This window comes from Streptomyces huasconensis (assembly GCF_021028635.1).
GTDB lineage: Bacteria > Actinomycetota > Actinomycetes > Streptomycetales > Streptomycetaceae > Streptomyces > Streptomyces huasconensis.
Genome location: NZ_CP086119.1, coordinates 2,520,000 through 2,544,028, shown reverse-complemented (window position 1 = coordinate 2,544,028; position 24,029 = coordinate 2,520,000). Strand labels below are relative to the sequence as shown.

General features: G+C 69.9%; 22 protein-coding genes. 13 read left to right on the top strand and 9 right to left on the bottom strand.

Annotated features, from left to right (window positions below; all coding sequences use genetic code 11):
• Positions 1-105: 105 nt before the first annotated feature.
• Positions 106-372: a protealysin inhibitor emfourin gene (locus J2N69_RS11495; RefSeq protein ID WP_127911178.1), complete on the bottom strand. Its 267-nt coding sequence runs from the start codon at positions 370-372 to the stop codon at positions 106-108.
• Between the two features lie 42 nt (positions 373-414).
• Positions 415-1,494 carry a M4 family metallopeptidase gene (locus J2N69_RS11490; RefSeq protein WP_230900651.1) on the bottom strand — a complete coding sequence of 360 codons (1,080 nt, stop codon included), beginning with the start codon at positions 1,492-1,494 and terminating at the stop codon, positions 415-417.
• 291 nt (positions 1,495-1,785) lie between these two features.
• Between J2N69_RS11490 and leuA the strand changes: the two genes are divergently transcribed.
• The 5 genes from leuA to J2N69_RS11465 all read left to right on the top strand — a co-directional run bounded on the left by leuA (position 1,786) and on the right by J2N69_RS11465 (position 8,769).
• Positions 1,786-3,507, top strand: a complete 1,722-nt coding sequence (gene leuA, locus J2N69_RS11485) for a 2-isopropylmalate synthase (RefSeq protein WP_230900650.1) — start codon at positions 1,786-1,788, stop codon at positions 3,505-3,507.
• A gap of 171 nt (positions 3,508-3,678) precedes the next feature.
• Positions 3,679-4,410, top strand: coding sequence for a TerB family tellurite resistance protein (locus J2N69_RS11480; protein ID WP_408056709.1), 732 nt, complete (start codon positions 3,679-3,681; stop codon positions 4,408-4,410).
• A gap of 236 nt (positions 4,411-4,646) precedes the next feature.
• Entirely contained in the window at positions 4,647-6,743 is a 2,097-nt protein-coding gene (locus tag J2N69_RS11475; RefSeq protein ID WP_230900648.1) for an MMPL family transporter, read from the top strand.
• A gap of 65 nt (positions 6,744-6,808) precedes the next feature.
• A complete protein-coding gene (locus tag J2N69_RS11470) occupies positions 6,809-8,098 on the top strand; it encodes a sensor histidine kinase (RefSeq protein WP_408056708.1) in 1,290 nt (429 codons plus the stop codon).
• Positions 8,095-8,769, top strand: a complete 675-nt coding sequence (locus tag J2N69_RS11465) for a response regulator (RefSeq protein WP_230900647.1) — start codon at positions 8,095-8,097, stop codon at positions 8,767-8,769. The genes J2N69_RS11470 and J2N69_RS11465 overlap by 4 nt, the downstream gene beginning before the upstream one ends.
• A 102-nt stretch (positions 8,770-8,871) precedes the next feature.
• On the opposite strand, the gene J2N69_RS11460 is transcribed toward J2N69_RS11465, so the two are convergent.
• On the bottom strand, positions 8,872-9,588 hold the full coding sequence (locus tag J2N69_RS11460; protein WP_230900646.1) for a hypothetical protein: 717 nt from the start codon (positions 9,586-9,588) through the stop codon (positions 8,872-8,874).
• A gap of 166 nt (positions 9,589-9,754) precedes the next feature.
• On the opposite strand from J2N69_RS11460, the gene J2N69_RS11455 reads away from it, so the two are divergent.
• From J2N69_RS11455 to J2N69_RS11430, 6 genes are all read left to right on the top strand, one after another.
• Entirely contained in the window at positions 9,755-10,204 is a 450-nt protein-coding gene (locus tag J2N69_RS11455; protein WP_230900645.1) for an SRPBCC family protein, read from the top strand.
• Between the two features lie 140 nt (positions 10,205-10,344).
• Positions 10,345-10,734 carry a hypothetical protein gene (locus tag J2N69_RS11450; RefSeq protein WP_230900644.1) on the top strand — a complete coding sequence of 130 codons (390 nt, stop codon included), beginning with the start codon at positions 10,345-10,347 and terminating at the stop codon, positions 10,732-10,734.
• Between the two features lie 92 nt (positions 10,735-10,826).
• Positions 10,827-11,414, top strand: a complete 588-nt coding sequence (locus J2N69_RS11445; RefSeq protein ID WP_230900643.1) for a TlpA family protein disulfide reductase — start codon at positions 10,827-10,829, stop codon at positions 11,412-11,414.
• Between the two features lie 105 nt (positions 11,415-11,519).
• Positions 11,520-12,701 (top strand): hypothetical protein, encoded by a 1,182-nt coding sequence (locus J2N69_RS11440; protein WP_230900642.1) that lies wholly within the window; start codon positions 11,520-11,522, stop codon positions 12,699-12,701.
• 97 nt (positions 12,702-12,798) lie between these two features.
• A complete protein-coding gene (locus J2N69_RS11435; RefSeq protein WP_230900641.1) occupies positions 12,799-13,218 on the top strand; it encodes a hypothetical protein in 420 nt (139 codons plus the stop codon).
• A gap of 1,675 nt (positions 13,219-14,893) precedes the next feature.
• Positions 14,894-15,289: a response regulator transcription factor gene (locus J2N69_RS11430; protein WP_269075603.1), complete on the top strand. Its 396-nt coding sequence runs from the start codon at positions 14,894-14,896 to the stop codon at positions 15,287-15,289.
• A gap of 67 nt (positions 15,290-15,356) precedes the next feature.
• Here J2N69_RS11430 and J2N69_RS11425 read toward each other — a convergent pair whose 3' ends face one another.
• The gene (locus tag J2N69_RS11425; RefSeq protein ID WP_230900639.1) at positions 15,357-15,887 is read right to left on the bottom strand and encodes a DUF3515 family protein; all 531 of its coding nucleotides are present in this window, start codon (positions 15,885-15,887) and stop codon (positions 15,357-15,359) included.
• Between the two features lie 124 nt (positions 15,888-16,011).
• Between J2N69_RS11425 and J2N69_RS11420 the strand changes: the two genes are divergently transcribed.
• Positions 16,012-16,560: an RICIN domain-containing protein gene (locus J2N69_RS11420; protein WP_230900638.1), complete on the top strand. Its 549-nt coding sequence runs from the start codon at positions 16,012-16,014 to the stop codon at positions 16,558-16,560.
• A gap of 20 nt (positions 16,561-16,580) precedes the next feature.
• Entirely contained in the window at positions 16,581-17,141 is a 561-nt protein-coding gene (locus J2N69_RS11415) for an RICIN domain-containing protein (protein WP_230900637.1), read from the top strand.
• A 119-nt stretch (positions 17,142-17,260) separates the two neighbouring features.
• Here the strand turns inward: J2N69_RS11415 and J2N69_RS11410 are convergent, their stop codons facing one another.
• Genes J2N69_RS11410 through J2N69_RS11390 form a run of 5 tightly spaced genes read right to left on the bottom strand, consistent with a single transcriptional unit; the run spans position 17,261 to position 23,939 of the window.
• A complete protein-coding gene (locus J2N69_RS11410; RefSeq protein WP_230900636.1) occupies positions 17,261-18,190 on the bottom strand; it encodes a dihydrodipicolinate synthase family protein in 930 nt (309 codons plus the stop codon).
• A complete protein-coding gene (locus tag J2N69_RS11405) occupies positions 18,187-19,221 on the bottom strand; it encodes an oligopeptide/dipeptide ABC transporter ATP-binding protein (RefSeq protein ID WP_230900635.1) in 1,035 nt (344 codons plus the stop codon). The genes J2N69_RS11410 and J2N69_RS11405 overlap by 4 nt, the downstream gene beginning before the upstream one ends.
• Positions 19,221-21,308: a dipeptide/oligopeptide/nickel ABC transporter permease/ATP-binding protein gene (locus J2N69_RS11400; RefSeq protein WP_230900634.1), complete on the bottom strand. Its 2,088-nt coding sequence runs from the start codon at positions 21,306-21,308 to the stop codon at positions 19,221-19,223. The genes J2N69_RS11405 and J2N69_RS11400 overlap by 1 nt, the downstream gene beginning before the upstream one ends.
• On the bottom strand, positions 21,308-22,267 hold the full coding sequence (locus J2N69_RS11395) for an ABC transporter permease (RefSeq protein ID WP_230900633.1): 960 nt from the start codon (positions 22,265-22,267) through the stop codon (positions 21,308-21,310). The genes J2N69_RS11400 and J2N69_RS11395 overlap by 1 nt, the downstream gene beginning before the upstream one ends.
• A 28-nt stretch (positions 22,268-22,295) precedes the next feature.
• On the bottom strand, positions 22,296-23,939 hold the full coding sequence (locus tag J2N69_RS11390) for an ABC transporter substrate-binding protein (RefSeq protein ID WP_230900632.1): 1,644 nt from the start codon (positions 23,937-23,939) through the stop codon (positions 22,296-22,298).
• Positions 23,940-24,029: the final 90 nt, after the last annotated feature.

The window sequence follows — 24,029 nt, the reverse complement described above, 5'->3', positions numbered from 1 at the left end:
GGCGGGATCTTCCGTACTGGCGAGTACGGAAGTCAATGGGCGTGCCACGAGAACATGAACAACGCTCAGGTTTTATTGGTCCCTCTTACGCGCCCTCCTTAAGGCTTACGCGCCCTCCTTCAGTACGCGCGAGATCAGCTTCCGCTGCGGTTCCGTCAGCCGCGGATCGGAGCAGTACACCGTGCGCCCGTCCACCGTCAGCTGGTACTGGAAGCCGTCCGGCACCCCGATGACGGGCGTGTCGCGACCGTCGGCCAAGGCCTGTTCCGCCAGCACGTGCCACTCGGGGGCATCGGCCAGCGCGGAGGTGTCCACCTCGGCGTGCCGGTCGATGCCCGCGAATCCGCCCGTGCGCTTCACCTGGATACGCATGGCTCCTGTCTACTCCACCGTGGGGGCGGCCGGTAGCGGCCGTCAGCCGTTCGAGACCGGTACCTTGACCGTGGACCACGCGTCGGTGACGGCCTTCAGCTCCTTGCCCTCGCCGTACTTCTGGCGGGCGGCGGCCACCGTCAGCTTCGCGAAGTCCTCGAAGGATGCGTCCTCCGCCAGCTCGCCGCCGGTCAGCACGGCGTACCAGATCTGGCCGGCCCGCTCCCACGCGTGACCGCCGAGCGCTTCGGCGACCAGGTAGAAGGCGCGGTTGGGGATGCCGGAGTTGATGTGCACGCCGCCGTTGTCGCGGTCCGTCTTGACGTAGTGGTCCATGTCGGCGGGCTGCGGGTCCTTGCCGAGCACGTCGTCGTCGTACGCCGTACCGGGCTCCTTCAGCGAACGCAGGGCCTTGCCGGAGACGCCCGGGGCGAGCAGACCCTCGCCGATCAGCCAGTCGGCCTCCTGGGCGGTCTGGCCGAGCGAGTGCTGTTTGATCAGCGAGCCGAAGACGTCCGCCAGCGACTCGTTCAGGGCGCCGGACTGGCCGTAGTAGGTGAGGTTCGCCGTGTACTGCACGACGCCGTGGGTCAGTTCGTGGCCGATGATGTCCACCGCGATGGTGAAGTCGAGGAAGATCTCGCCGTCGCCGTCGCCGAAGACCATCTGCTCGCCGTTCCAGAAGGCGTTGCCGTACTCCTCGCCGTAGTGGACCGTCGCGGTCATCGGCAGGCCGTTGCCGTCGATGGAGCTGCGCTCGTAGACCTTCTGGAACAGCTCGAAGGTGGCGCCGAGCCCCGCGTACGCGCGGTTGACGGTGGCGTCCTTGCCGGGCTCGTCGCCCTCGCCGCGCACCTTGCGGCCCGGCAGTTCGGTGCGGTGCCCGGCGTCGTGGACCGTGCGGTGCGGCTTGTCGGCCGCGGCCCCCTCGGGCAGGGCCACCGCGGACGCGCCGATGGCGCTCGTCAGGCGGCGGCGGGTGCGCTCGACGGCGTCCCGCTCCAGGGTGCGGCGGGCGGACGCGGCGCGCGCCGGGTCCTGGTGCCGGGCGAGGTTGTCCAGGACGTGGGGCGGCACGATGGTGCAGAAGACAGGCTCGCGGCCTGCCGGGTTGGCGGTCATGGCGGCAATGTGGCACTGGGTGATGCGTCTGTCACTAGCCGCAACCATGATTCCTGAAATAGAGGGATTGCTCACCACTGAGGGTTTATCCGACGCCGGTCCCGCATACTGATACGGGCCCGCGCGAATGGCGCGGCTCGGCTAGGCTGCGGCACATCATGCGATTCGGGCTGCTTCTCCTTAGCTGCCGCGGCGAGGGCCTGTAGTCGAGGCCGACCCCCTCCCCGCGGAGTTCGGCGTTGCGCTTAGACCGTCGGCCGTCCTTCAGGACACTTCCGAGGAGCCCCGCACATGCCGAACTTCCAGCGCCCCACGTCGATGCCGATCCACAAGTACGGCCAGTACGAGCAGGTCGCCATCCCCGACCGCACCTGGCCGGACCAGCGCATCACCGTCGCTCCCCGCTGGCTCTCCACCGACCTGCGCGACGGCAACCAGGCGCTGATCGACCCCATGTCACCGGCCCGCAAGCGCGCCATGTTCGACCTGCTCGTACGCATGGGCTACAAGGAGATCGAGGTCGGCTTCCCCTCCTCGGGCCAGACCGACTTCGACTTCGTGCGCTCCATCGTCGAGGACGAGGACGCGATCCCCGAGGACGTGACGATCTCCGTCCTGACGCAGGCCCGCGAAGAGCTGATCGAGCGCACCGTGGAGTCCCTGAAGGGCGCCCGCCGCGCGACCGTCCACCTGTACAACGCGACCGCGCCCGTCTGGCGCGACGTCGTCTTCCGCGGCTCGCGCGACGCCGTCAAGCAGATCGCCCTGGACGGCACCCGGCTGGTCATGGAGTACGCCGACAAGCTGCTGGACGACCGTACGACGTTCGGATACCAGTACAGCCCCGAGATCTTCACCGACACCGAGCTGGACTTCGCCCTGGAGGTCTGCGAGGGCGTCATGGACGTCTGGCAGCCCGACGCCGACCGCGAGATCATCCTGAACCTGCCCGCCACGGTCGAGCGCTCCACGCCCTCCACTCACGCGGACCGCTTCGAGTGGATGTCCCGCAACCTCTCCCGGCGCGAGTTCGTCTGCCTGTCGATCCACCCGCACAACGACCGCGGCACCGCCGTCGCCGCCGCCGAGCTGGCCGTCATGGCCGGCGGCGACCGCGTCGAGGGCTGCCTGTTCGGCCAGGGCGAGCGCACCGGCAACGTCGACCTGGTGACGCTGGGCATGAACCTCTTCTCGCAGGGCGTCGACCCGCAGATCGACTTCTCGGACATCGACGAGGTCCGGCGCGTGTACGAGTACTGCACGCAGATGGAGGTCCACCCCCGCCACCCCTACGCGGGCGACCTCGTCTACACCGCCTTCTCCGGCTCCCACCAGGACGCCATCAAGAAGGGCTTCGACGCGCTGGAGGCCCGGGCCGCGGGCCAGGGCAAGACCGTCGACGACATCGAGTGGGCCGTGCCGTACCTGCCCATCGACCCCAAGGACGTCGGCCGCTCCTACGAGGCCGTCATCCGCGTCAACTCGCAGTCCGGCAAGGGCGGCATCGCGTACGTCCTGAAGAACGACCACAAGCTGGACCTGCCGCGCCGCATGCAGATCGAGTTCTCCAGGATCATCCAGGCGAAGACCGACGCCGAGGGCGGCGAAGTCACCCCGGAGGCGATCTGGAGCGTCTTCCAGGACGAGTACCTGCCGAACCCCCAGAACCCCTGGGGTCGGATTCAGGTCAAGAACGGGCAGACGACGACCGACACCGACGGCGTCGACACCCTCACCGTCGAGGCCACGCTGGACGGCGCCGACACCGTCCTGACCGGTTCCGGCAACGGCCCGATCTCCGCGTTCTTCGACGCGCTGCAGGGCATCGGCATCGACGTACGCCTGCTGGACTACCAGGAGCACACGATGAGCGAAGGCGCGTCCGCGCAGGCCGCCTCGTACATCGAGTGCGCGATCGGCGACAAGGTGCTGTGGGGCATCGGCATCGACGCGAACACCACGCGCGCCTCGCTGAAGGCCGTCGTGTCGGCCGTCAACCGCGCCGCGCGCTGACTTCCCCCCGGCTGTTCCACCGGCCCCGCCCGCCCCTGTGGCGGGCGGGGCCGCGTCGTCTCCCGGCCACCTCCCGCTCGTTCTCCTGTGCGAGAGGCTGACGCCGCATCACCGATGTGGCTAACATCACGCCAACACGGCAATGCGGCCGGGGAGTTACGGAGGTGCGTGGTGCTTTCAGAACGGGGACCGAACGACCGGAAAGCCCGCATCTCCGCCAGGCCCGTCTCGCGCGGACGGGCCCTGTGCCGGCGGGTGATCGGGATGCACACCGCCTGGGACGCCGTCGGCGACGGCGAGTTCTTCTGCCCCGCCTGCGGCGGCGACCGCAACTACCAGCGGCTCACCGGGCGGCGCCGCTTCGTCCTGCTCGGCCTGCCGGTCGTGCCGCGCGGCGCCGCGGGGCCCGTCATCCAGTGCGCCGCCTGCCAGGAACTCTCCGACCCCGACGTCCTGGACCACCCCACCACCACGCGGCTCTCGGCGATGCTGCGCGACGCCGTCCACACCGTGGTCCTCGCCGTGCTCTCCGCGGGCGGCGCCACCGCGCGGCCCGCGCTCGACACGGCCATCGGCACGTTGCGCACCGCGGGTTACGACGACTGCTCCGAGGAGCAGCTCGTCGCCCTCGTCGCCGCGCTCGCCGCCGACACCGGCCGCGCCACCGAGCCCGACTGCGCGCCCGGCCTCGCCATCGAACTCCACGAGGCACTCGGCCCCTTGGCCCCGCACCTCGCCCCCGCCGGACGCGAGGCACTGCTCCTCCAGGGCGCCCGGATCGCCCTGGCCGACGGCCCGTACACCCCCGCGGAACGCGACGTCCTGGCCACGGCCGGGTGCGCGCTCACGATCTGTTCCGAGGACGTGACCCGACTGCTGGCGACGGCGCGGACGCCGTCCTGACGGCGAAGCGCGCAGGTCTGCGCGGGGCGTGTCCGTGTGCGGGCGGGGCTCCCCTGAGGGCCCCGGGCGTCACACCCGTATCCGGCCGGAGGCCCGGCGTACTCCGCCGGGAGTAGTCGCCGGTCCGCGCCTCCTGGGGGTGTAACCGGCAACTCGGTCCCGCGCCCGACGGATCGAGGCGTGCTTCCCGGAAGGGTTGGGGGCGAACCTGTCGTCCCTGCCGAAGGAGGCCCGTCATGGGGGCCGAACCGTCCATCACCGCGTCACGAGGGCGACGACGCGCCGTTCCCTGGGTGTTCCTGGGGCTGTGGATCGTCGTCCTCGCGATCGCCTCGCCCTTCGCCGCCAAGCTCGGTGACGTCCAGAAGGACCGGCCCGTCGACTACCTCCCGGCGAGCGCCGGGTCCACCGAAGTCGCCGAGATCCAGAGCCAGTTGCCGGGTGGGGAGGCCACCGAGCTGGTGCTCGTCTATCACCGTGACAGCGGGCTGACCGCCGCAGATCGTGAGACCGCGGGGAAACAGGTCGCCGAGATATCAGGGGCCCACGAACTCGTCGCCGAGCCCAAGGGCGTGCCCTCCAAAGACGGCACCACCCTGATGTATCCCGTCGCCACCACCGAGCCCGGACAGGATGAGGAGAAGCGGGACGCCCTCGTCGGCGACGTGCGGGACGTCGCCCGGGGCGACGGCGGGCTGAGCGTCGACGTCGGCGGGAACGGCGCCCTCGACACCGACGCGAGCGAGGTCTACAACTCCCTCGACGGGCCCCTGCTCTACACCACCGCCGGGGTCGTCGCCCTGCTGCTCATCCTCATCTACCGCAGTCCGTTCCTGTGGCTCGTGCCGCTCGCCGTCGCCGGTGTCGCGGACTACTTCGCGATGGCCGCCGCCTACGGACTCCACCAGGCCTTCGGCACCGCGGTCAGCGGTCAGAGCGCCGGCGTCATGACCATCCTCGTCTTCGGTGCCGGCACCGACTACGCCCTGCTCCTCGTCGCCCGCTACCGCGAGGAACTACGCAGGATCGAACAGCCCTACGACGCCATGGTCACCGCCCTGCGCGGTTGCGGGCCCGCCGTGCTCGCCTCCTCCGGGACCGTCGCCGCGGGCCTGCTCTGCCTGCTCGCCGCCGACCTCAACAGCAGCCGGGGCATGGGCCCGCTCGGCACCGTCGGCGTGCTCAGCGCGCTCGCGGCCATGCTGACGCTGCTCCCGGCCATCCTCGTGCTCCTGGGGCGGCGCGTGTTCTGGCCACTGGTCCCCGCCTTCGGCAGCACGCCCAAGCAGCGGCGCTCCCTCTTCGCCGCCATGGGCAGCTCGGCCGGGCGCAGGCCGCTCGCCGTGCTCGCCTCCGGAGCCGTCCTGCTCGGAGCGCTCGCCCTCGGCGCCTTCAACCTGCCCGGCGCCCTCAAGCAGGAGGACTCCTTCACCAAGACCCCCGACTCGGTGGCGGCCATGGAGACCCTCGCCGCCGCCTACCCCGAACGTGGAACCCAGCCCATCACCGTCATGACCCCCGCCGCCCGTGCCTCCGACGCCCTCGCCGAGATCCGGGGCACCAGGGGCGTCGACAGCGCGGAGCGGGGACGTACCGCCAAGGGCTGGACCGAGATCTCCGTCCTCGCCTCGTCCGCGCCCGAGTCGGCGGGGGAGAGCGCCACCATCAAGACGCTGCGCGACCGACTCGACGGTTCGTACGTCGGCGGACCCAGCGCCCAGCAACTCGACCTGAAGGACACCAACGCCCGGGACCGGGCCATCGTCGTACCGCTCGTGCTCGCGGCCGTCCTGCTGGTCCTGGTCGCCCTGCTGCGCAGCCTCGTCGCGCCCCTGCTGCTGCTCACCGCGGTCGTCGCCGTGTGGGGCGCCTCGCTCGGCATCGCCGGACTCGTCTTCGAACCGCTTCTCGGCTTCGAGGGCACCGACCCGGGACTCGGGCTGCTCTCCTTCGTCTTCCTCGTCGCGCTCGGTGTCGACTACGGGATCTTCCTGATGCACCGCATGAGGGAGGAGGGCCTCAAGGGCGCCGAGCCGGGGGCGGCCGCCCTCACCGCGCTGCGCACCACCGGCGGCGTCATCGCCTCCGCCGGACTCGTGCTCGCCGCGACGTTCGCCGTCCTGACCAACATGCCTCTCGTCCAACTCGTCCAGCTGGGCTTCGTCATCGCGGTCGGTGTGCTCCTGGACACCTTCCTGGTGCGTACGTACCTGGTGACCAGCGCGAGCGTCGCGCTCGGCCGCAAGGTGTGGTGGCCGGGCCCGCTGTCCCGGCCCCGTCCCGCGGCTCCCGCCGCGCCTGAGACCGAACCCGTCCGAGTGGCCTCACCGTGATCCCGCCCTTCCCGCGGGCGTCCCTCCTCTCCCGGTGGGGCGCCCGCGTACCCGAAGATGGGCGGGTGGACTCACCCGCTGAACCGGCGGAAGCACCCGCCGGGGGCCCGGCCACCGCGCCGGGCCCCGCCCGCCGCAACCTCATCGAGCGCGTCCTCGGTCCCGCCGCCCCCGGCGAACGGCTGCGCACCGATGCCCTGTTCGCCCTCGCCATGGCGGCGAGCGCCGTCGTGATCGTGCAGGTCGTACGGGACAACGGCGACCCGCCCGGCCCGCTGGGCTGGGCGCTGCTGCTCGTCGCGCACATCGCCATCGTGTGGCGCCGCCGGGCCCCGATGCGCGTCATGGTCGCCCTGATGGCGATCCTGCTGACCTACCACTCCATCGACGCCAACCACACCGCGCCCATGGCCGTGTCGATGGCCGGCCTGTTCACCGTCGCCTCCCGGTCGCGGCCGCGCAACACCGTCATCGTCGGTGCGTGCGTCATCGGGATCATGCTCGGCGTCAAGTTCTCGGAGGGCCTGGCCGAGGGCGCCGAGTCGCTGCGCATCACCGGCTGGATCGTCTCCTTCCTGCTGCTCGGCGTGTACGTGCGCATCCATCGCCAGTACGTGGCCTCCGTGGTGGAGCGCGCCGAACGGGCCGAACGCACCCGCGAGGAGGAGGCGCGCCGCCGGGTCGCGGAGGAGCGGCTGCGGGTCGCCCGCGACCTGCACGATCTGCTCGCCCACAGCATCACCCTGGTCGGCGTCCAGACGTCCGTCGCCGCGCACGTCCTCGCCGCCGACCCCGACCGCCTGGACCGCGCGGCCGTCGCCAAGGCGCTCGACGACGTCGCCGAGACCTGCCGCACCGCCCGGGGCGAACTCCGCGCCACGCTGGAGGTGCTCAGGTCCGGTACGGAGGACGAGGGCGCCGACGAGGCCAGGGGCCCGCTGCCCGGCCTCGACTCCCTGCCCGGCCTCGCCGACGCGGCCCGCACCGCGGGGGCCCGCGTCGAGCTGAGCGTCGGGCGGGACGTGGAGCACTGCCAGGCACCGCCCGCGGTGGGCGCCGCCGCGTACCGCATCGTGCAGGAGGCGCTGACCAACGCGGTGCGGCACGCGGGCCCCGCGCCCACCGTCCGGGTGGACGTGACGACAGCCGACGCGGCGCTGAACGTGACGGTCGCCGACGACGGCGTCGGCGCGCGCGAGCCTTCGGGCACCGCTCCCGGGTACGGCCTCGTCGGGATGCGGGAGCGGGCCCGTACCGTCGGCGGAACCCTGGAGGTGGGGCCGGGGCCGGACGGGGGCTTCCTGGTGTCCGCCGTGCTGCCCCTCGTGTCCGCGCCGCTGGGAGGCCTCGCATGAACCCGTCCATCCGCGTGCTGCTCGCCGACGACCAGACGCTGGTGCGCGCGGCGTTCGCGATGCTCGTCGACTCGGCGCCCGACATGGAGGTGGTGGGTCAGGCGGGCACGGGCCGCTCTGCGGTCGAGCTGGCCCGCTCGGCACGGGCCGACCTCGTCGTCATGGACATCCGTATGCCCGACCTCGACGGCATCGAGGCGACGCGGCTCCTCGCGGCGGACGAGGACCTCGCGGGCGTGAAGGTCCTGATGCTGACGACGTATGACACGGACGAACACGTCGTGGACGCGCTGCGGGCGGGCGCGTCCGGATTCCTGGTCAAGGACACCAGGCCCGCCGATCTCCTCGACGCCATCCGCACGGTGGCCGCCGGCGAGTCACTGCTCTCGCCGGGCCCGACCGCGCGGTTGATCGCCCGCGTGCTGCGGGCGCCGGACGCCACCGGGCTCGCGACCGGCGGTGGCCCCGACGGCCTCTCGGACCGCGAACGGCAGGTTCTCGCCCTCGTCGCGCGCGGCCTGAACAACACGGAGATCGCCGAGACGCTGGGGCTGAGCCCGCTCACGGCGAAGACGCATGTGAGCCGCATCATGGGCAAGCTGGGCGCCCGCGACAGGGCGCAGCTGGTGATCGTGGCATATGAGACGGGGGTGGTGGCCCCGAGGGTGTGAGGGGCCGATGAGGGGGTGCGCATACGTGCGGTCGATCAACGCGTGGACCATGTCCGCTGTCGCGTGGTCGGACAGCCGCACGCGAACGCAGCCCCCACACACTTATCGGGTGACGATGGAGGCACTGTAGGAGCTCAGGCCGATTCGGTTGTCGGCCTTCTTGGTGACGCCTTTGCCGAACGACTTGACGGTTCCGGTGGCCTTGATCGTGGAGTGGCCGGAGACGGTGGTGCCCTTGACGCGAACAGGGGTGGTCTTGGGGGCCTTGATGGTGATGGCCTTGTTGGTGTTCGTGATCTTGGTGGAGGCCGACGGGTCGGTGATCTTCTTCTTGCCCTTGAGGGTGTACCTGACGGAGATCCGCTCGCTGGTCACGGGGATGTCGTAAATGCGCTCGGTCACCGTGAAGGTGACGACGCGCAGGCCGGACTTGTCGTTCTTCGCCACCACGGTGCTGCTGGTGACCTTGACAGGGGAGTTGAGTTGCTTGGTGCTGGTGCGGGTGCCGTTCTTGAGGGTGCCCTTCGTCCCGCCGACAACGGCCTCGTAGACGTCGCGGTTCTGGAGCAGCTTGACGAAGGCGTACTGCTTCTTGCCGTCGTTGAGCTTCTTGAACGCCTTGAGGGTCTTGGCGGCGGCCGGGGACTTGTCGGCCTTGAGAGCCTTGATGTAGCCCTTGACGGTGAGCTGTGCGGGCTTCTTGTTCGTGGCGGAGACGGCGGGAGAGTCGCCGGCGGGGGTGCCGGCAAAGGCGATGCCGGCGGGAGCCGCGACGGCGAGGGCGGCGACAGTGGCTACGGTTGCGGTGCGAATGCGCACGATTGCTCCTTGCTGGTGTGATCTCGGACGTGAAACACCGTAGGAATTCGTGCAGTTGTGCGGTATTGGACGTTCGGGTGCCGCCCTGGGGGCATCGTCCGCGTGGGCAGTGTCCGAAGGTGCGTGGCGTCCAGAGGCGGTTGTGCCGCCCCTCTAGGATGACTCGATGCCGTACTTCGAAATCGTGACAGCCGTCGCCGCACCCCCGGAGCGGGTGTTCGAGGCGTGCCTCGACGTGGAGGCGCACACACAGTCGATGGCCGGTTCGTCGGAGCGGGCGGTCGGCGGGAGGACCCGAGGGGGCCTTGCGCTCGGCGACACGGTGACCTTCGAAGCCCGCCACTTCGGTCTGACCTGGCGACTCACCGCTCGCGTCACGTCGTACGACCCGCCCCGGTGCTTCGTGGACGAGCAGGAGGCCGGTCCCTTCAAGCGATGGCTGCACAGCCATCACTTCGAACCGGATGGCACCGGCGGCACCGTGATGAGGGACGTCATCGAATTCGCCTCGCCGTTCGGACTTCTCGGACGCGTCGCCGACCGCACGGTCCTGCGTTGGTACATGCCCCGCCTCATCAGGACCCGCAACGCCTATCTCGCCAGCGCCTTGAGCTGAGCCCGGACCGACGATCACCCGGCTGGAGCTGTTTCGCGCTCATGCCGTTGCCCCTTCGGGCAGCGCCCAACTGGACACTGCCACAGTCCCGTTCGCCCGACCTAAGGTCGGGTGGTTCCTGCCAATGAACGGGAGAAATCATGCGCAACCACCGCATAGCCCAGAGCCTCGTCGCTGTAGCGTGTGCGACAGGCGTCACCCTCGGCGTCGCAGGCCCGTCCTACGCCGCCGGAACCTGGCACAAGAAGTGGACCACCAACGGCAAGTCGTCCCAGCACTCCAAGGCGTACCACGTCTCCAAAGGCAAGCACTTCCTGCACTTCGGCATCAAGGGCAACGGGAGGACCAAGTTCACCGCGACCCTCTACAAGAAGGTCAAGGGGAAGGACCCGGTCATCCAGCGGCTGAAGAACAAGCCGGCCAAGAACGTCGAGTGGATGGCCGACTGGAAGAGCATGAGCGCGGGCGAGTACTACATCTCCTGGAAGTACCCGAAGAAGGGCCACAAGGCCTTCGGCGGCGTCGGATAACCGGACTCCTGGGGGCACCCCGGCGCGGGTGCCCCCAGGCCGCTGAGATCATGAGGCGGCCAACCACCGTACGTATCGAAGGACTTGCCCCGATGAAAACCCCCCGCCGCTCCCTTGTGCTCCTTTCCGGCGCTGTCGCGCTGGTTGCCGCCGGCATCACGGCCGTCTCCGTGATCGACAGTCCCGATGCCCAGCCCGGGCGGCATTTCAACGACAAAGACGGCACGATGAGCATCGAGGCGGCCCACCGGCCGCCCGCGCCGCGTATCACGGGGACCACCATCGACGGCAAGCCGTTCGACCTCGCCGACCACAAAGGCAAGATCATCGTTCTCAACGCCTGGGCTTCCTGGTGCGGGCCCTGCCGTATCGAGACGCCGATGCTCGTCGACTACCACAACAAGCACAAGGGAGAGGGCGTCGCGGTGGTCGGCCTGGACCAGGACAACTCGGCCGGCGCGGGCCGGACCTTCGCCCAGGAGTACGACATCACCTACCCCAACCTCCACGACGGCACAGGCCGCGCCACTCTGGCCTTCCCCAAAGGGGTCCTGCGCGCCCCGGGCGTTCCCTTCACCGTCGTGATCGACGCGAAGCATCGCATCGCCGCCTCCTCGTCCGGTGAGATCAACCGGAAGATGCTCGACGCCATGGTCGCCACCGCCCGCAAGGCCCGATGAGGCTTGAGGGTGCCCTGTAGGGCAACGCCCAACTAGACAATGTCGCACCGCTGTTCGGGACGGGTACGTTTGCAAGATCATCCACTCGAACAGGAAGGCAGCCCCATGCGCCCGATCAAAACAGCGCGGTACGCGGTCGCCGCGGCATTACCCCTGACGATCCTCGCCGGAGCCGCCCAAGGAGCCCCGGCCGCCGCCTCTCCGGCCGCCGCCTCCCAGGCCGCGCTGATCACCCTCGACGCGGACACGGGTCAGTTCACGACCGCCACCAAGGGCGGCAGTGCTCTGGCGGGAGTGCGGACCCTGTCCACGCTGGACGGCGTCGCCTCCACCAGCCGCATCCTGTCGGTGCCGGGCGTCGGCCCGGTCCTGGCCGACGCGACCCTGGCCGACTCGCCGGAGAAGAACGCGCGCGCCGGATGGGCGGCCACCACCGAGTTCGCCGACCTGTCCTGGCCCGACCTCGGCGGTACCTACACCGTCTACAAGGACGACCGGCCGATAGCCACCACCAGCGACAACAGTTTCCGCGACGCCCACGTGACCCCCGGGAGCGAGCCGTTCTACCGGATCACCGCTGATGGAGAGGCGGGCGGGGCCTGGGGACTGAACACCACCATCCCGGTTGCCCAGGACGCCGCCGGCCTGGCCGTCACCGCCAGGTCCATCGAGGCCAGGGCGAAGAAGTACACCAACACCAAGATCACCTGGCGTTCTTTCATCCGCCAGACGTGGGCGTACGTCCCGAGCTGGGCCAAGAGGATCTCCGGATGCAAGTACGCCGGCGGTTACAAGTACGCGGGTGACAGCCGGGGCTTCAGCAAGAAGGTCTCCGGCCCCACCTTCCGCGCCGGTGTGTTCGCGAACGTCTCGTGGAAGCACAAGGACGTCACCCACAAGGCCAAGACCGGCAAGACCCGCGTCTACAAGAAGAGCAACTCCCGCCTGGTCGAGACCCGTAAGGCCAGCACCAAGAAGATCAAGTTCAAGACCATGAGCAAGTTCAACGGCAAGACCCGCTCGGTGCGCTTCAGCGTCGAAGCCAAGGACCCGTTCTGCAAGCGCGGAGGGATCGGCGTCAACGCCAACCTGCGTCTGTCCCGGTCCGGCAGCTACTACGCCGAAGGCAACTACAAGCGAGCGCCCGATCACGAGTTGTACCTCTACGGCTACAAGGGCAAGAAGCACTCCAGCCGCGCCGTGCACAGGTCGAAGATGGGCGACATCAAGTGCCTGTTCAAGGCGGCCTGCGAGACCTCTCGGATCGGCAGCCACGGCGGCTACTAGGCCAACTGGCCCCCCGTAACGCAACGTTGACCGGCCCGGTGACACACTGAGCACGAAAGGTCGGTGACCCTCCGGCCCAGTACAGAAGGAGAAGCCCATGACTGTCTCATGGCTCCGCTCCGCCGCCTACGCGGCAAAGGTCGTGGCCGTCTCGCTCCTCGTCCAGGCCGTCATGGGCCTCCTCCTGCTCACCGCCTCGGGGAACAAGGCGTCTGACCTCGGCGACTTCGCCGGCGCCCGCCTGTGGGGCTTCGCTCTCCTGGCCACTGTCGCCCTCACCTTCGCCCGGCGCATGACCCCCACCGCGCCGCGCTGGAAGGCCGTCACCGTCGATTCCAGCCTTTACACGGCCTGCCTGCTGTTGTTCACCATCGCTTGGTACGTCTCCGCCTCCGGCGCGATCGCCGACGCCGTCGACATGGGCTTCATCTTCCTCATCGCGGGCCTGTTCACCCTCCAGATCCCTGCCGCGATGCTCACCGCCACCCTCGCTCACCCTCGCCTGTGCCACCCTTGAAGCCCACGCAACGCGAGTAGGGCCTGCCCCGCCATGCTTCAGTTCTGGCCGGCGCGGATCGTCAGCCGTCTCAGCCCTCGTGGTTCCCCCAAGAGCACGACCGCAGCCACATCGTCGGCCGGCTGCGGGTGCAGCCTTCCATTCGGCAGATCGTCACCGAGCTGGTTCGCAGCCTTTCCACTCGTACCGGACAGGGGCGCTGACGTCCGCGTCGCCAGGCTCGCGAGGGCAGCTCCCGCGCCGGCCTCTGAACGATGCCGTCAGGGCCGCCGCGCGCCGCTTCGGGCTCCGCTTTCGAGATCCGCGATGTCCGGGCCCTGGCGGCCCGTGCTTGGCCCCTGTCGGCCCGCTCTCGGCACTCCATTCGGACTTGTCCTGTCCAGGCAGACGCCTCGTCGCCACATTCATGCCGACGCCGACCTCGACCCCGCGCGTCGAGGACATCCGTGGCGGTCGGCGGGTCCTCCATACGGAACGGACGCCGGCCGGCCCGCCTCCGGGGACCTCTCCCGCCGCCTTGTAGCCGATGGCCAGTCAGGCGCAGGTCCCGCCGATCGATGCAGGAGCGGGCGCGACGCCAGGAGCGCTGCGCTTCGAGGTGACAACTGTCTCGACCGCGCTTCTAGGTCTTCCAAATTGTTGACAGGTGGCTGAGCGTGCACAAAGATCTACATGAAGTAAGGGTCGGGACGACCAACCGGCTCCTGGCGAAACGAGCAGGCTCGACCAGGCGGGCGCCTCTGCATCGGTCCGTTTCTGCGCCTCAACGGGGTGGTCGTGATCTATGGGGAGGAGCAGTTCCGGGCGCGTCCGCGTCAATGGAACGCGACGCACCTCCTGCCCAGCCGCCTCTCGCTGTCTCGCCCTGAGACAACACCCGACCGACGACCAGGCACTATCCGATACTTCTGAGGTGCTTCGGCAGGCGTGTCGCGATCACGCGCTGCGCAGTGAAACAGCCCCTTCACCGCCTTGCTCGATGCGAACGAGGAAGGAAGGGTCCGGCCACGCCGGCGGAGCACCCGGCTGCCTCATGAAGGAGATGCTGCTGTGCCCCCAGCCCTGCTCACGCCTCTTCCCCAGGAGTGCGGCTGTGTGCCATCCCACGGCAGTGCCTCAAGTTCCGGCTGTCGAGATGGGGTGGACGATGTACGGACGACCGGACACGTTGCCAACGGTGACGAGGCCAGACCTTGCGCGCTTGCATGAGTCGGGCGACCGCCTCCTCGCACCGGAGTGACGGCTACCGGGCTGTCTCGTCCTACGACGACACATCACCGACGAGCAAGACCTGTCCGAACCGCTGAAGTGCTCCAACTGGCGTGTTGCGATCACGCCTGCTGCCTTCAGGGGAGGCGGATCAGTCGAGCCTCTCGCTCTTCACGGCTCACAGGCCCACCCCATGCTCACCGGCCGTCGGCTCCGACCCGGCTTGGCGGTATTGACCGTGCACGGGGACGGTATCGATTCGACCAGGAGGTCACCTTGTCCTATCGGAATGTGGCAGCCCGGCCGCCCTAACACCGGGCGTAGCCGCGGATGTTGAGGGCATACGTCGTTCGGGGTGTCACGTGACGACGACTTGCCCTCTCTGATTTGCCAGCGGCTTGCGCCGGAGTGCCGGACGAGTCGCACTTCTCATGGGGGATATGTGTTAGAAAGCAATTCAACCAAAATGAGCGGCAGTTGCCCCTACCGGGTCCCGGGGCGTGATCCGATCGCCGAGACGGTGGAACTCGGACGGCTCACGCGCAGAGAGCGGCAAGTTCTCCTGCTCCTCGGTACAGGCATGAACAATCGAGAACTCGCCCGCGAACTGCGCATCGCCGAGCGTACGGTCAAAGCACACACGGCCAGAGTCCTGGAGAAGCTGTCGGTGCCTTCCCGGCTTGATGCCGCTGTGCTGTCTGTGCTGCTGCACCACGTGCTGTGCGAGGACCCCTGCTGCACTCGCAGAGACGTGACGGCGAATTCAAGCGATTCGCACCTCGATGACGGATACGCCGAAGTGCTCGGTATGGAAGCCGATCCGATGGCGTTCCTGGAGGACTGGGCGTTGCCGCGCTGCTGATCGTCGCCGACAGAGATTGCGGTGGGATTCAGGAGTGAAGAGGCGCTCGCGCGGAGGGCCCGCACCCCTAGGGGTGCGGGCCCTCCGCGCGATGCCCCTGATCGGAGGCGGCGGTGGGGACGGGGGTGGTCGCGTCAATGCAGCGGCGGTCGTTCTTCGGGAGGTTCTTCATTGCGGTGGACAGCTCCACCAGCGCGACATCGGTGGGGACGTCCGGGCCGAGGACGGCTTCGGCGGCCGGGGACCGGCCGTAGGTGACGATCGTCTTGTCCCGCGAGCCCTCGCCTTCCTTCTTCAGGACCCAGTCGACGCCTCCGATGCTCACGCACATCTCCGCGGTGGGCAGCATCGCGGGCAGCCCGCAGCGCAAGGTGAGGTCTCCATCGCCGTAGGTGGCCGCTGCGGCGGCGGCGTCGACGGAGGTGCGCCGGAAGGTGCCGATGCTTTCGGGGTAGGCGGCGGCCACGCCACGGCAGGACGCGCTGCCGGCGTGAGGAGCCGGTTCAGGGGAGTCGCTTGCCAGGCCTTGGAAGGCCAGGATCGCCGCGCCGGCGGAGGCGCCAAGGGCGAGGGCGAGCACGAGGGGGCGTTTGGGCATGGCGGCCATCGTACGGGGCGGAGGTCTACTGCCCCCAAGTGCGCTGCCCCGTAAGCCAATACCGCGAAGTGACCCCTCTGCGTAGCGTTTCCCGCTGTTGGGTTGTTCGACTTGGAGGTGCGCGGTGCGGCCGGTGGTGCGTGGTGTGGCGTGGGCGGTGGCCTCGGCCGGGTTGGTGGCCGGGTGCGCGGGCGGCGCTCAGGAGCCGGACACGGACGCGGCCACCGTTGGGACGAAGAAGAGCCCGTATGCGTCGATCCAGTTGGAAAAGGTGCTGGGCAAACCGGGTCTGTGCTGGTCGTCGGACTCGGACGCGGGGCGTGTGGCATCGCTGGAGCTGGCCCCGTGTGCGCGGCCCGGCCGGCGCCACCAGACGTTCACGCTCACCCGCGTCGAGACCGGTGCGGAGGGGCGGAACTGGTACCAGATCCGCGACGACGGTACGGGCCAGTGCCTCCGCGCTCTGGACGGCAAGCCCGGGGCCCGGGTGGTTCAGGGCAGGTGCGCCGAGGGCGAGGAGGGGCAGTGGTCGATCCGCGACAGCCGGTTCAGCAACCGGGGATCAGGGCTGGTGATCACAGCGGTCGATGAGAAGCCGGGCAGCGCTTTGACGACCGCGAAGCTGTCGACGGGCACCGGTGAGGATCAGAAGTTCGACATTCGCGGCCTGTAGGCGGCGCTGAGGGAAGGGTCATGATGAAGCAGATGCTGAAGGCCGCGGTGGTCTCCGGAGCCGCGGTGGTGGTGCTGGGCGGCACGGCGGCGCCTGCGGGGGCCGCGGCGGCAGGCGACCCGTACAAGAACACAGGGCTGACGAAGGTGTACGGCAAGGCCGGTCTGTGCTTTTCACTGGACAACTCGAAGAAGAACAAGGCCGCACTGAAGCTGCGCAAGTGCAACAAGAAGTCCACGGGGCAGCGGTGGAACGTCCTGTGGCTCAACAGCGGCTCGCCGGCGCAGCAGCCCCGCTATGCCATCCAGAACCGGAAGTCCGGCAAGTGCCTCTACCCGAAGACGAAGAAGTCGGGCGCGGCCGTGCGACAGTACACGTGCAACAGGAAGTCGAAGTCGCAGTGGTGGCTCCTGAACGACCGGCGGATCTATTCCTATGGTTCCGGGGGCCGAGTGATGTCGGCGCAGTCCGACAGGTCGGGTACGACTATCACGCTGATGAAGCAGTCGAACAAGGCGAAGAACTTGAAGAAGCAGGCGTTCGCGTTGATATGGAAGAAGAACGACCCGACGCTCTGGTGACCCTCGGCTGGAGGTTTTCCAGCCGAGCGTCTCGCGTGGGTGGCTGTTGAGTTCGGTGCGGCAACGGCGCACAAGCGCCCGGGTGTGCCGGCCGGGCAGCCACGCCGAGGAGCAGGTGCTCAGAGCAGCCCCGCCGCCGCCAAGCACTTGCCCACCGTCTCCGTCTCCTGCCGGGACAGCGGGATCTGCGGCTCCGCCGTCGCCGGGCAGGCGATCACGCCGCGCAGGTGCAGGGCCGCCTTGAACGCCCCGAGCGCCGACGAGCTGCCGCCCATCCGTGCCGGGTCGCCCGCCCGTACCATTCCGAACAGGCCGCACAGCCGCTCCTGTTCGGCCCGGGCCCGCTCCCAGTCGCCCGCGCGGGCGGCGGCGTGGAGGCGTACGTATCCCTCGGGGTCGACGTTCCCGAGCCCCGGCACCACCCCGTCCGCGCCCATCGCGAGCGCCGAGTCGACCGTCAGCTCCGAACCGGTCAGCACGCTGAACTGCCGGGGCAGCGACCGCTTCCCCGTGACCACGCTCCGGAAGGCGCCCTCCGCGCCGCTGGAGTCCTTCAGGCCCGCCAGTACGCCCTCCCCGGCCAGCTCCAGGACCAGCTCCGCGCTCAGCTTCACGTGCACGGACACCGGCAGGTCGTACGCGAGGACCGGCACCGGTGAGCGGCTCGCGACGAGCCGGAAGTGGCGGGCGATCTCGGCGGGGTGGGTGCGGGTGTAGAAGGGCGCGGTGACCACGGCCGCGTCGGCGCCCGCCTCGGCGAGCGCCCGCACGTGGTCCAGGACGCGGGGCGTGGTCATGTCGATCGCCCCGGCGAGGACGGGCAGCTGGCCGCCGACGTGGCGGACGACGGTGTCGAGGACCAGCGCGCGCTGCCGGTCCGTCAGATACGCGACCTCCGAGGTGGAGCCGAGCACGAAGAGGCCGTTGACGCCGCCCCTGACCAGATGGTCGACGAGCCGTACGAGGGACGCGGTGTCCACCTCGCGGTCCGGTGTCAGCGGGGTGCAGACGGGCGGGACGACACCGGTCAGCAAGGTGGGAAGGGTCATGGGCGCTCCCTGGGTGTTCGGGCCGTGGCGGCGGCCTGCGTGGCGAGATCGTGGCTCGACTGTCCTTCGTCCACCGGGTGGTGACAGCGGAATCGATGCCCCGCGCCCGCCGTCTCGACACCCGGCATCACCTCGGCGCACGTCTCGTCCGCCTTCCAGCAGCGCGTACGGAACGGGCAGCCGCTCGGCGGCCGGGTCGCCGACGGGACCGGGCCGGACAGCGGGATCGGGTCGATGGGGTCGAGCAGGCCCGGCGTGGCGGAGAACAGGGCGCGCGTGTACGGGTGCCGGGCGCGGTCCGGGATGGCGGCGGCCGGGGCCTCCTCCACGATCCGGCCGAGGTACATGGTGATCACGCGGTCGCTCATCCTGCGCACGGTCTGGATGTCGTGCGAGACGAAGACGAGGGCGAGGCCCAGGCGTTCCTTCAGGTCGAGGAGGAGGTTGAGGATCTGGGCGCGCACCGACACGTCGAGGGCGCTCGTCGGCTCGTCGGCGATCACCAGGTCCGGTTCGAGGGCGAGCGCGCGGGCGATCGCGACGCGCTGGCGCTGGCCGCCGGAGAGCTGGCCGGGGAGGCCGTCCGCGAGGGCCTTCGGCAGGCCGACCAGGGACATCAACTCCCGTACGCGGGCGTCGCGGTCGCGTGGCGTGCCTCGTCTGTGCACGTCGAGGGGGTCGCGGAGGATCTGGCGGACCGGCAGTCTGCGGTTCAGGGCGGTCGACGGGTCCTGGAAGATCATGCCGGTGCGGGTGCCGATCTCCGTCCGGCGGGCGGCGGGGCTCATCGTCCAGAGGTCGCTGCCCTCGAACGACACGGTTCCGGTGGTCGGGCGCTGTACGCCGACCAGGACCTTGGCCAGGGTGGACTTGCCGCAGCCCGACTCGCCGACGACGCCGAGGGTTTCGGCGGGGGCGAGGGTCAGGTCGGCGGCGGTGAGGGCGTGGACGCGGTCGCGGGAGAGGGGGGTGCCGGAGCGGGTCTTGTGCGTGACGTGCACGTCGGTCAGTTCGACGAGGGGGGTGGGCATCAGCGGGGCTCCCGGCGGGCGGGGTCTTGGGGGCCGGGTGCGAAGTCCCCCGCGGCCCTGGGGGATGGGGGTGGCTGGTCGTGTGGGGGTGGTGCGGGTGTGTGGGGGTTGGGCGCGCAGTTCCCCGCGCCCCTTCGGGGCGCTGCCGGGTGGTGGCATGCCGTCTCGTGGGCTGGGGCGCCTACCAGCGGCGGCGGCACCTCCGTGCACACCGCCGTCGCCAGCGGGCAGCGGTCCGCGAAGCGGCAGCCCGGGGGGAAGTCCGCCGGGGACGGGACCACGCCCTTGATCTGGGTGAGGCGTTGCCGTGCCGATTCCAGGGAGAGCACCGAGCCGAGCAGGCCGCGGGTGTAGTGGTGTGCCGGGGTGCCCACGAGGTCGGCGGTGACGCCTGTTTCGACGATCTGCCCGCCGTACATCACCACCACCCGGTCGGTGACGTCGGCGACGAGTGCCAGGTCGTGCGAGACGAGGATCAGCGCGAAGCCCAGTTCCGCGCGCAGCCGCAGCAGGAGTTCGATGATCTGTGCCTGGACGGTGACGTCGAGCGCCGTCGTCGGCTCGTCGGCGATGATCAGCTTGGGGTCGCGGGAGAGGGCCATGGCGATCAGGACGCGCTGCCGCTGGCCGCCGGAGAGTTCGTGCGGGTAGCTGCGCAGGGTGCGGTCGGGGTCCAGGCCGACCAGGTCGAGCAGTTCGGCGGAGGTGCGGCGGCCTCCCCTGCGTACGACTTGCTTGAGCTGGGAGCGGACCGTCATCGCCGGGTTCAGGGACGACAGGGCGTCCTGGTAGATCATCGCCATGTCGTGGCCGAGGAGGCGGCGCCGGGCCCGGGCCGGCAGGCCGGTCAGCTCCTGGCCGTCGAAGGTGACGCTACCGCTGACCCGGGCGCCCTTGGGCTGGAGGCCCATCACCGTCAGCGCGGTCAGCGACTTGCCGCAGCCCGACTCGCCGACCAGGCCGAGGACTTCGCCGGGGCGCAGGGCGAAGGAGATGCCGTCCACGATGTCCACGCCGTCGTGCCGCCCGGAAAAGGCGATGCGCAGGTCGCGTACGTCCAGGACCGGCGCGCCGCACGGCAGGGGCCGGGCCCGCGCCCGCAGCCGTTCCGAGGCCTCGGCGAGGCCGGGCAGCTCCAGGACCTCGCCGGTGCCGGGCTCGGGGGCTTCGAGGGGGTCGTCGTCGCGGGCGGCGCCCGGCGGCACGTCGCGGGTGGAGGGCGCGGCCCACGCGTCGGAGACGCCCTCGGAGAGGATGTTCAGGGCGAGGACGGTGACGAGCATGAGCAGGCCGGGGAAGACCGTCGCCCACCAGCCGCCGATGAGGACCATGTTCTTGCCGTCGGCGATGACGCTGCCCCAGGACGGGTCCGGTGGCCGCACGCCCGCGCCGATGAAGGAGAGCGACGCCTCGAAGACGATGGCCTCGGCGACCTGCACGGTGCAGAAGACCAGGATGGGCGCCGCGCAGTTCACGGCGACGTGCCGGATCAGGATGTGCGGGGTGCGCGCGCCGATGACGCGTTCGGCGGTGACGTAGTCCTCCCCGTACTGGTCCAGGACGTTGGCCCGTACGACGCGGGCGATCGGCGGGGTGAACAGGAACGCGATCGCGCAGATCAGTACGGTGATGCCGCCGCCGAAGACCGCGACGAGCACGGCGGCGAGCGCGATGCCGGGGAACGCCATGACGACGTCCAGGCACCGCATCAGCGTCTCGTCGACGGCCTTGCGGGAGGTCGCCGCGACGGCCCCGATCAGCGCGCCGACGACCAGCGCGAGCAGGGTCGCGCCGAGCCCGATCGCCAGCGACCAGCGCGCCCCGTACATCAGGCGGCTGAGGATGTCGCGGCCCAGGCTGTCCTGGCCCATCCAGTGGCGGGCGGAGGGGTGGCCGGTGCCGTCGGCCTGGCTCTGCTGGTCGAGGGGGTCGTGCGGGGCGATGAGGGGCGCGAGGAGGGCGACCAGGACGACGACGCCGATGACGCCGACCGCGATCCGGGAGAGGAGGGGCAGCTTGCGCAGGGAGCGCAGGCGGATGCCGGGGACGGCGAGGCGGTCGGTGAGCTGCTTGCGGGTCATGAGCATCAGCTCGTCCCCCTCAGACGCGGGTTGACCAGGAGGTGGAGGACGTCGATGACGAGGTTGACGACGACGAAGCCGACGGCGGTGGTGATGACCACGCCCTGGACGACGGCCGGGTCGCCGTTCTTGACGGCGTCGATCATCAGCTTGCCCATGCCCGGCAGCGAGAAGATCGTCTCGATGACGACGGCGCCGCCCAGCAGATAGCCGACGCGCAGGCCGAGCACGGTGAGCGGGTTGATGAGGGCGTTGCGCAGGACGTTGCGGCCGACGACCACCACCGGCGGCAGGCCGCTGCCGATGGCCGTGCGGACGTAGTCCTTGTCCAGCTCCTCGACCACGGCGGTGCGGATGACGCGGGTGAGGCCGGCCGCCACCGGCAGGGAGAGCGCGAGGGCGGGCAGCGTCATGGTCCTGAGCCAGCCGGTGAAGGAGTCGGCGGGGTTGATGTAGCCGCCGGTCGGGAACCAGCCGAGGTGGACCGCCAGGTACTGGATCATCAGCAGCGCCAGCCAGAAGCCGGGCGCCGCGACACCGGTCAGGGAGACGACGCGGATGAGCTGGTCCGGCAGCCGGTCGCGGTGGATCGCGGCGGTCACGCCGAGGGTCAGCGAGAGGACGACCGCGATGGCCAGGCCCAGGAACGTCAGCTGCATGGTGAGCGGCAGGGCGGTGGTGACCTGGTCGAGGACGGGGGAGCGGTTGAGGACGCTGATGCCCATGTCGCCCTGGAGGAGGTCCCCGACAAAGGCGATGTAGCGCACGGGCAGCGGGTCGAGGAGGCCGTTCTCCTCCCGGAACTGCCGCAACTGCTCGGGGGTCGGGTTGGCGCCCTGGAAGAACGCGGAGGCCGGGTCGACGTCCGAGAACCGCATCACGAGGAAGACGAAGAGCACGATGCCGAGCAGCAGCGGGACGAGCAGGGCGATGCGGCGGGCGAGGATGGTGAGGACTGCGGTCACGGTGTGCGCCTCCCGAACCGGCGGTACGTCAGGCCCACTTGGCCTGGAGGAGGTTGATCCCCGGGTACGGCTGCGCCCGGACGCCGGTGATCTTCTTGGGGTCCCAGGCCGTCATGAGTTCGTTGTGCACGACCGGATAGAGCACCGCCTGTTCGGCGATGACGTCGATGTACTCCTGGATCATGGCCTTCTTGCGGCCCGCCTCGGGCTCGCGGGTCGCCTGCTCCATGTCCTTGAAGAGCTTCTTGGCGGTGGGGTTCCCGGCCCAGCGGGCGTAGCCCATCCACAGGTTCTGGGGGCCGTAGTTGTAGTGCATGATCAGGTCGGCGTCGAGCCCGAACTGGTTGGGGTTCGAGGCGGCCGCGACGATCTGGAAGTCCTTCTTCTGGTCCAGTTTGGTGAAGACGGCGGTGGTCTCCTGCGGGTCGAGGGTGACCTCGACGCCGAGCTTCTCCCAGCCGTCCTGGATGGTCGGCAGGCAGTCCACGATCCAGCTGACGTTGACGGCCATGAGGTTGACCCTCAGCTTGCCGACGCCCGCCTCCTTCAGCAGCTTCCGGGCCTTCGCCAGGTCGTACGCGTACACGGTCCTGGCCGGCCGGTAGGAGGGGTTGGCCTCGTCGAGGAAGGAGGTGGCCGCCTTGCCGTGGCCCCTCAGGGCGGCCTCGATCATCTTGTCGCGGTCGATGGCGTAGTGCAGGGCCTGCCGCACGCGTACGTCGTCGAACGGCTTGTGCGCGGTGTTGAAGAGCAGGAAGAGGTTGTTCATCCCGGCGCCGCCCTCGACGGTCATGCCGCTCTTCGTCAGCTGCGCGATGTTGGCGTACGGGATGTTGTCGGCGATCTCCGCGTCCGCGCCGGAACCGGAGATCTTGGCGACGCGCGGCGCGGCGTCCACGATCGTCAGCCAGTTCATCTTCTTGAAGGCGGCCTTGCGCGGGCCGTTGTAGTCCTCGAAGGCCTCGAAGGTGGTGTTCGACTTCGGGTGGTGCGCGGTCTGCCGGTACGGGCCCGAGCCGACCGCCTTGCCCTTGGTCGCGTCCTCCCAGGCGCCGGGCCGGGAGAAGACGTGCTTCGGCATGATCTTCGCGAGGGAGAGCCGCGCGGCGCCGTCGGGGAAGGGGAACTTCAGGATCAGCTCGACGGTCATCGCGTCGGTCTTCCTGACCTCCTTCAGCCAGCTCGCGAAGAAGCCCTTGGCGAGGGTCTGCGTCTTCGGGTCCAGGATGCGGTCGAAGACGAACACCACGTCGTCGGCGGTGACGGGCTTGCCGTCGTGCCACTTGGCGCCCGGCCGCAGGGCGAACCGCCACGTCGTCGCCTTGAGGTCGTTCGGGATCTCGGTGGCGAGCGCGGCATAGGGCTCACGGCTGATCGGGTCCGTGCCGAGCAACCCTTCGTAGATGTGTTCGTTGCCCGCCATGGCGAAGGCGGACGCGGTCTGCGTCGGGTCCCAGCTGCCGTCGTTGCCGTAGCCGATGACGGCCGTGAGCGTGGAGTCGCCGCCCTGGCCGCCGCCACCGGTCTCGTTGGTGGACTGGGGACCCGCCGAGCAGGCGGAGAGCGTGCCGGTGACGGCGGCGGCCGCGCCCAGCGCGCCGGTGTACCGGAGGAAGGAGCGGCGGTCGGGGGCGGTGCCGCGCGCCGCCGTCGGAGGGATCAGGTCGCTCACGGTGTCTCCCTTGTTCCCTTGGGGCCCGGGGTCCCTGGGGATGCCCCCTGTTCCGGGCGGACGTCCCACGTCCTACGTCATGGGTGGCGT

Bases quoted from the DNA above. Each gene is read 5' to 3' on its own strand.
- J2N69_RS11495 (WP_127911178.1), bottom strand. From the start codon at position 372: ATGCGTATCCAGGTGAAGCGCACGGGCGGATTCGCGGGCATCGACCGG.
- J2N69_RS11490 (WP_230900651.1), bottom strand. From the start codon at position 1,494: ATGACCGCCAACCCGGCAGGCCGCGAGCCTGTCTTCTGCACCATCGTG.
- leuA (WP_230900650.1), top strand. From the start codon at position 1,786: ATGCCGAACTTCCAGCGCCCCACGTCGATGCCGATCCACAAGTACGGC.
- J2N69_RS11475 (WP_230900648.1), top strand. From the start codon at position 4,647: ATGGGGGCCGAACCGTCCATCACCGCGTCACGAGGGCGACGACGCGCC.
- J2N69_RS11465 (WP_230900647.1), top strand. From the start codon at position 8,095: ATGAACCCGTCCATCCGCGTGCTGCTCGCCGACGACCAGACGCTGGTG.
- J2N69_RS11455 (WP_230900645.1), top strand. From the start codon at position 9,755: ATGCCGTACTTCGAAATCGTGACAGCCGTCGCCGCACCCCCGGAGCGG.
- J2N69_RS11450 (WP_230900644.1), top strand. From the start codon at position 10,345: ATGCGCAACCACCGCATAGCCCAGAGCCTCGTCGCTGTAGCGTGTGCG.
- J2N69_RS11445 (WP_230900643.1), top strand. From the start codon at position 10,827: ATGAAAACCCCCCGCCGCTCCCTTGTGCTCCTTTCCGGCGCTGTCGCG.
- J2N69_RS11440 (WP_230900642.1), top strand. From the start codon at position 11,520: ATGCGCCCGATCAAAACAGCGCGGTACGCGGTCGCCGCGGCATTACCC.
- J2N69_RS11435 (WP_230900641.1), top strand. From the start codon at position 12,799: ATGACTGTCTCATGGCTCCGCTCCGCCGCCTACGCGGCAAAGGTCGTG.
- J2N69_RS11430 (WP_269075603.1), top strand. From the start codon at position 14,894: ATGAGCGGCAGTTGCCCCTACCGGGTCCCGGGGCGTGATCCGATCGCC.
- J2N69_RS11425 (WP_230900639.1), bottom strand. From the start codon at position 15,887: ATGCCCAAACGCCCCCTCGTGCTCGCCCTCGCCCTTGGCGCCTCCGCC.
- J2N69_RS11415 (WP_230900637.1), top strand. From the start codon at position 16,581: ATGATGAAGCAGATGCTGAAGGCCGCGGTGGTCTCCGGAGCCGCGGTG.
- J2N69_RS11410 (WP_230900636.1), bottom strand. From the start codon at position 18,190: ATGACCCTTCCCACCTTGCTGACCGGTGTCGTCCCGCCCGTCTGCACC.
- J2N69_RS11405 (WP_230900635.1), bottom strand. From the start codon at position 19,221: ATGCCCACCCCCCTCGTCGAACTGACCGACGTGCACGTCACGCACAAG.
- J2N69_RS11400 (WP_230900634.1), bottom strand. From the start codon at position 21,308: ATGCTCATGACCCGCAAGCAGCTCACCGACCGCCTCGCCGTCCCCGGC.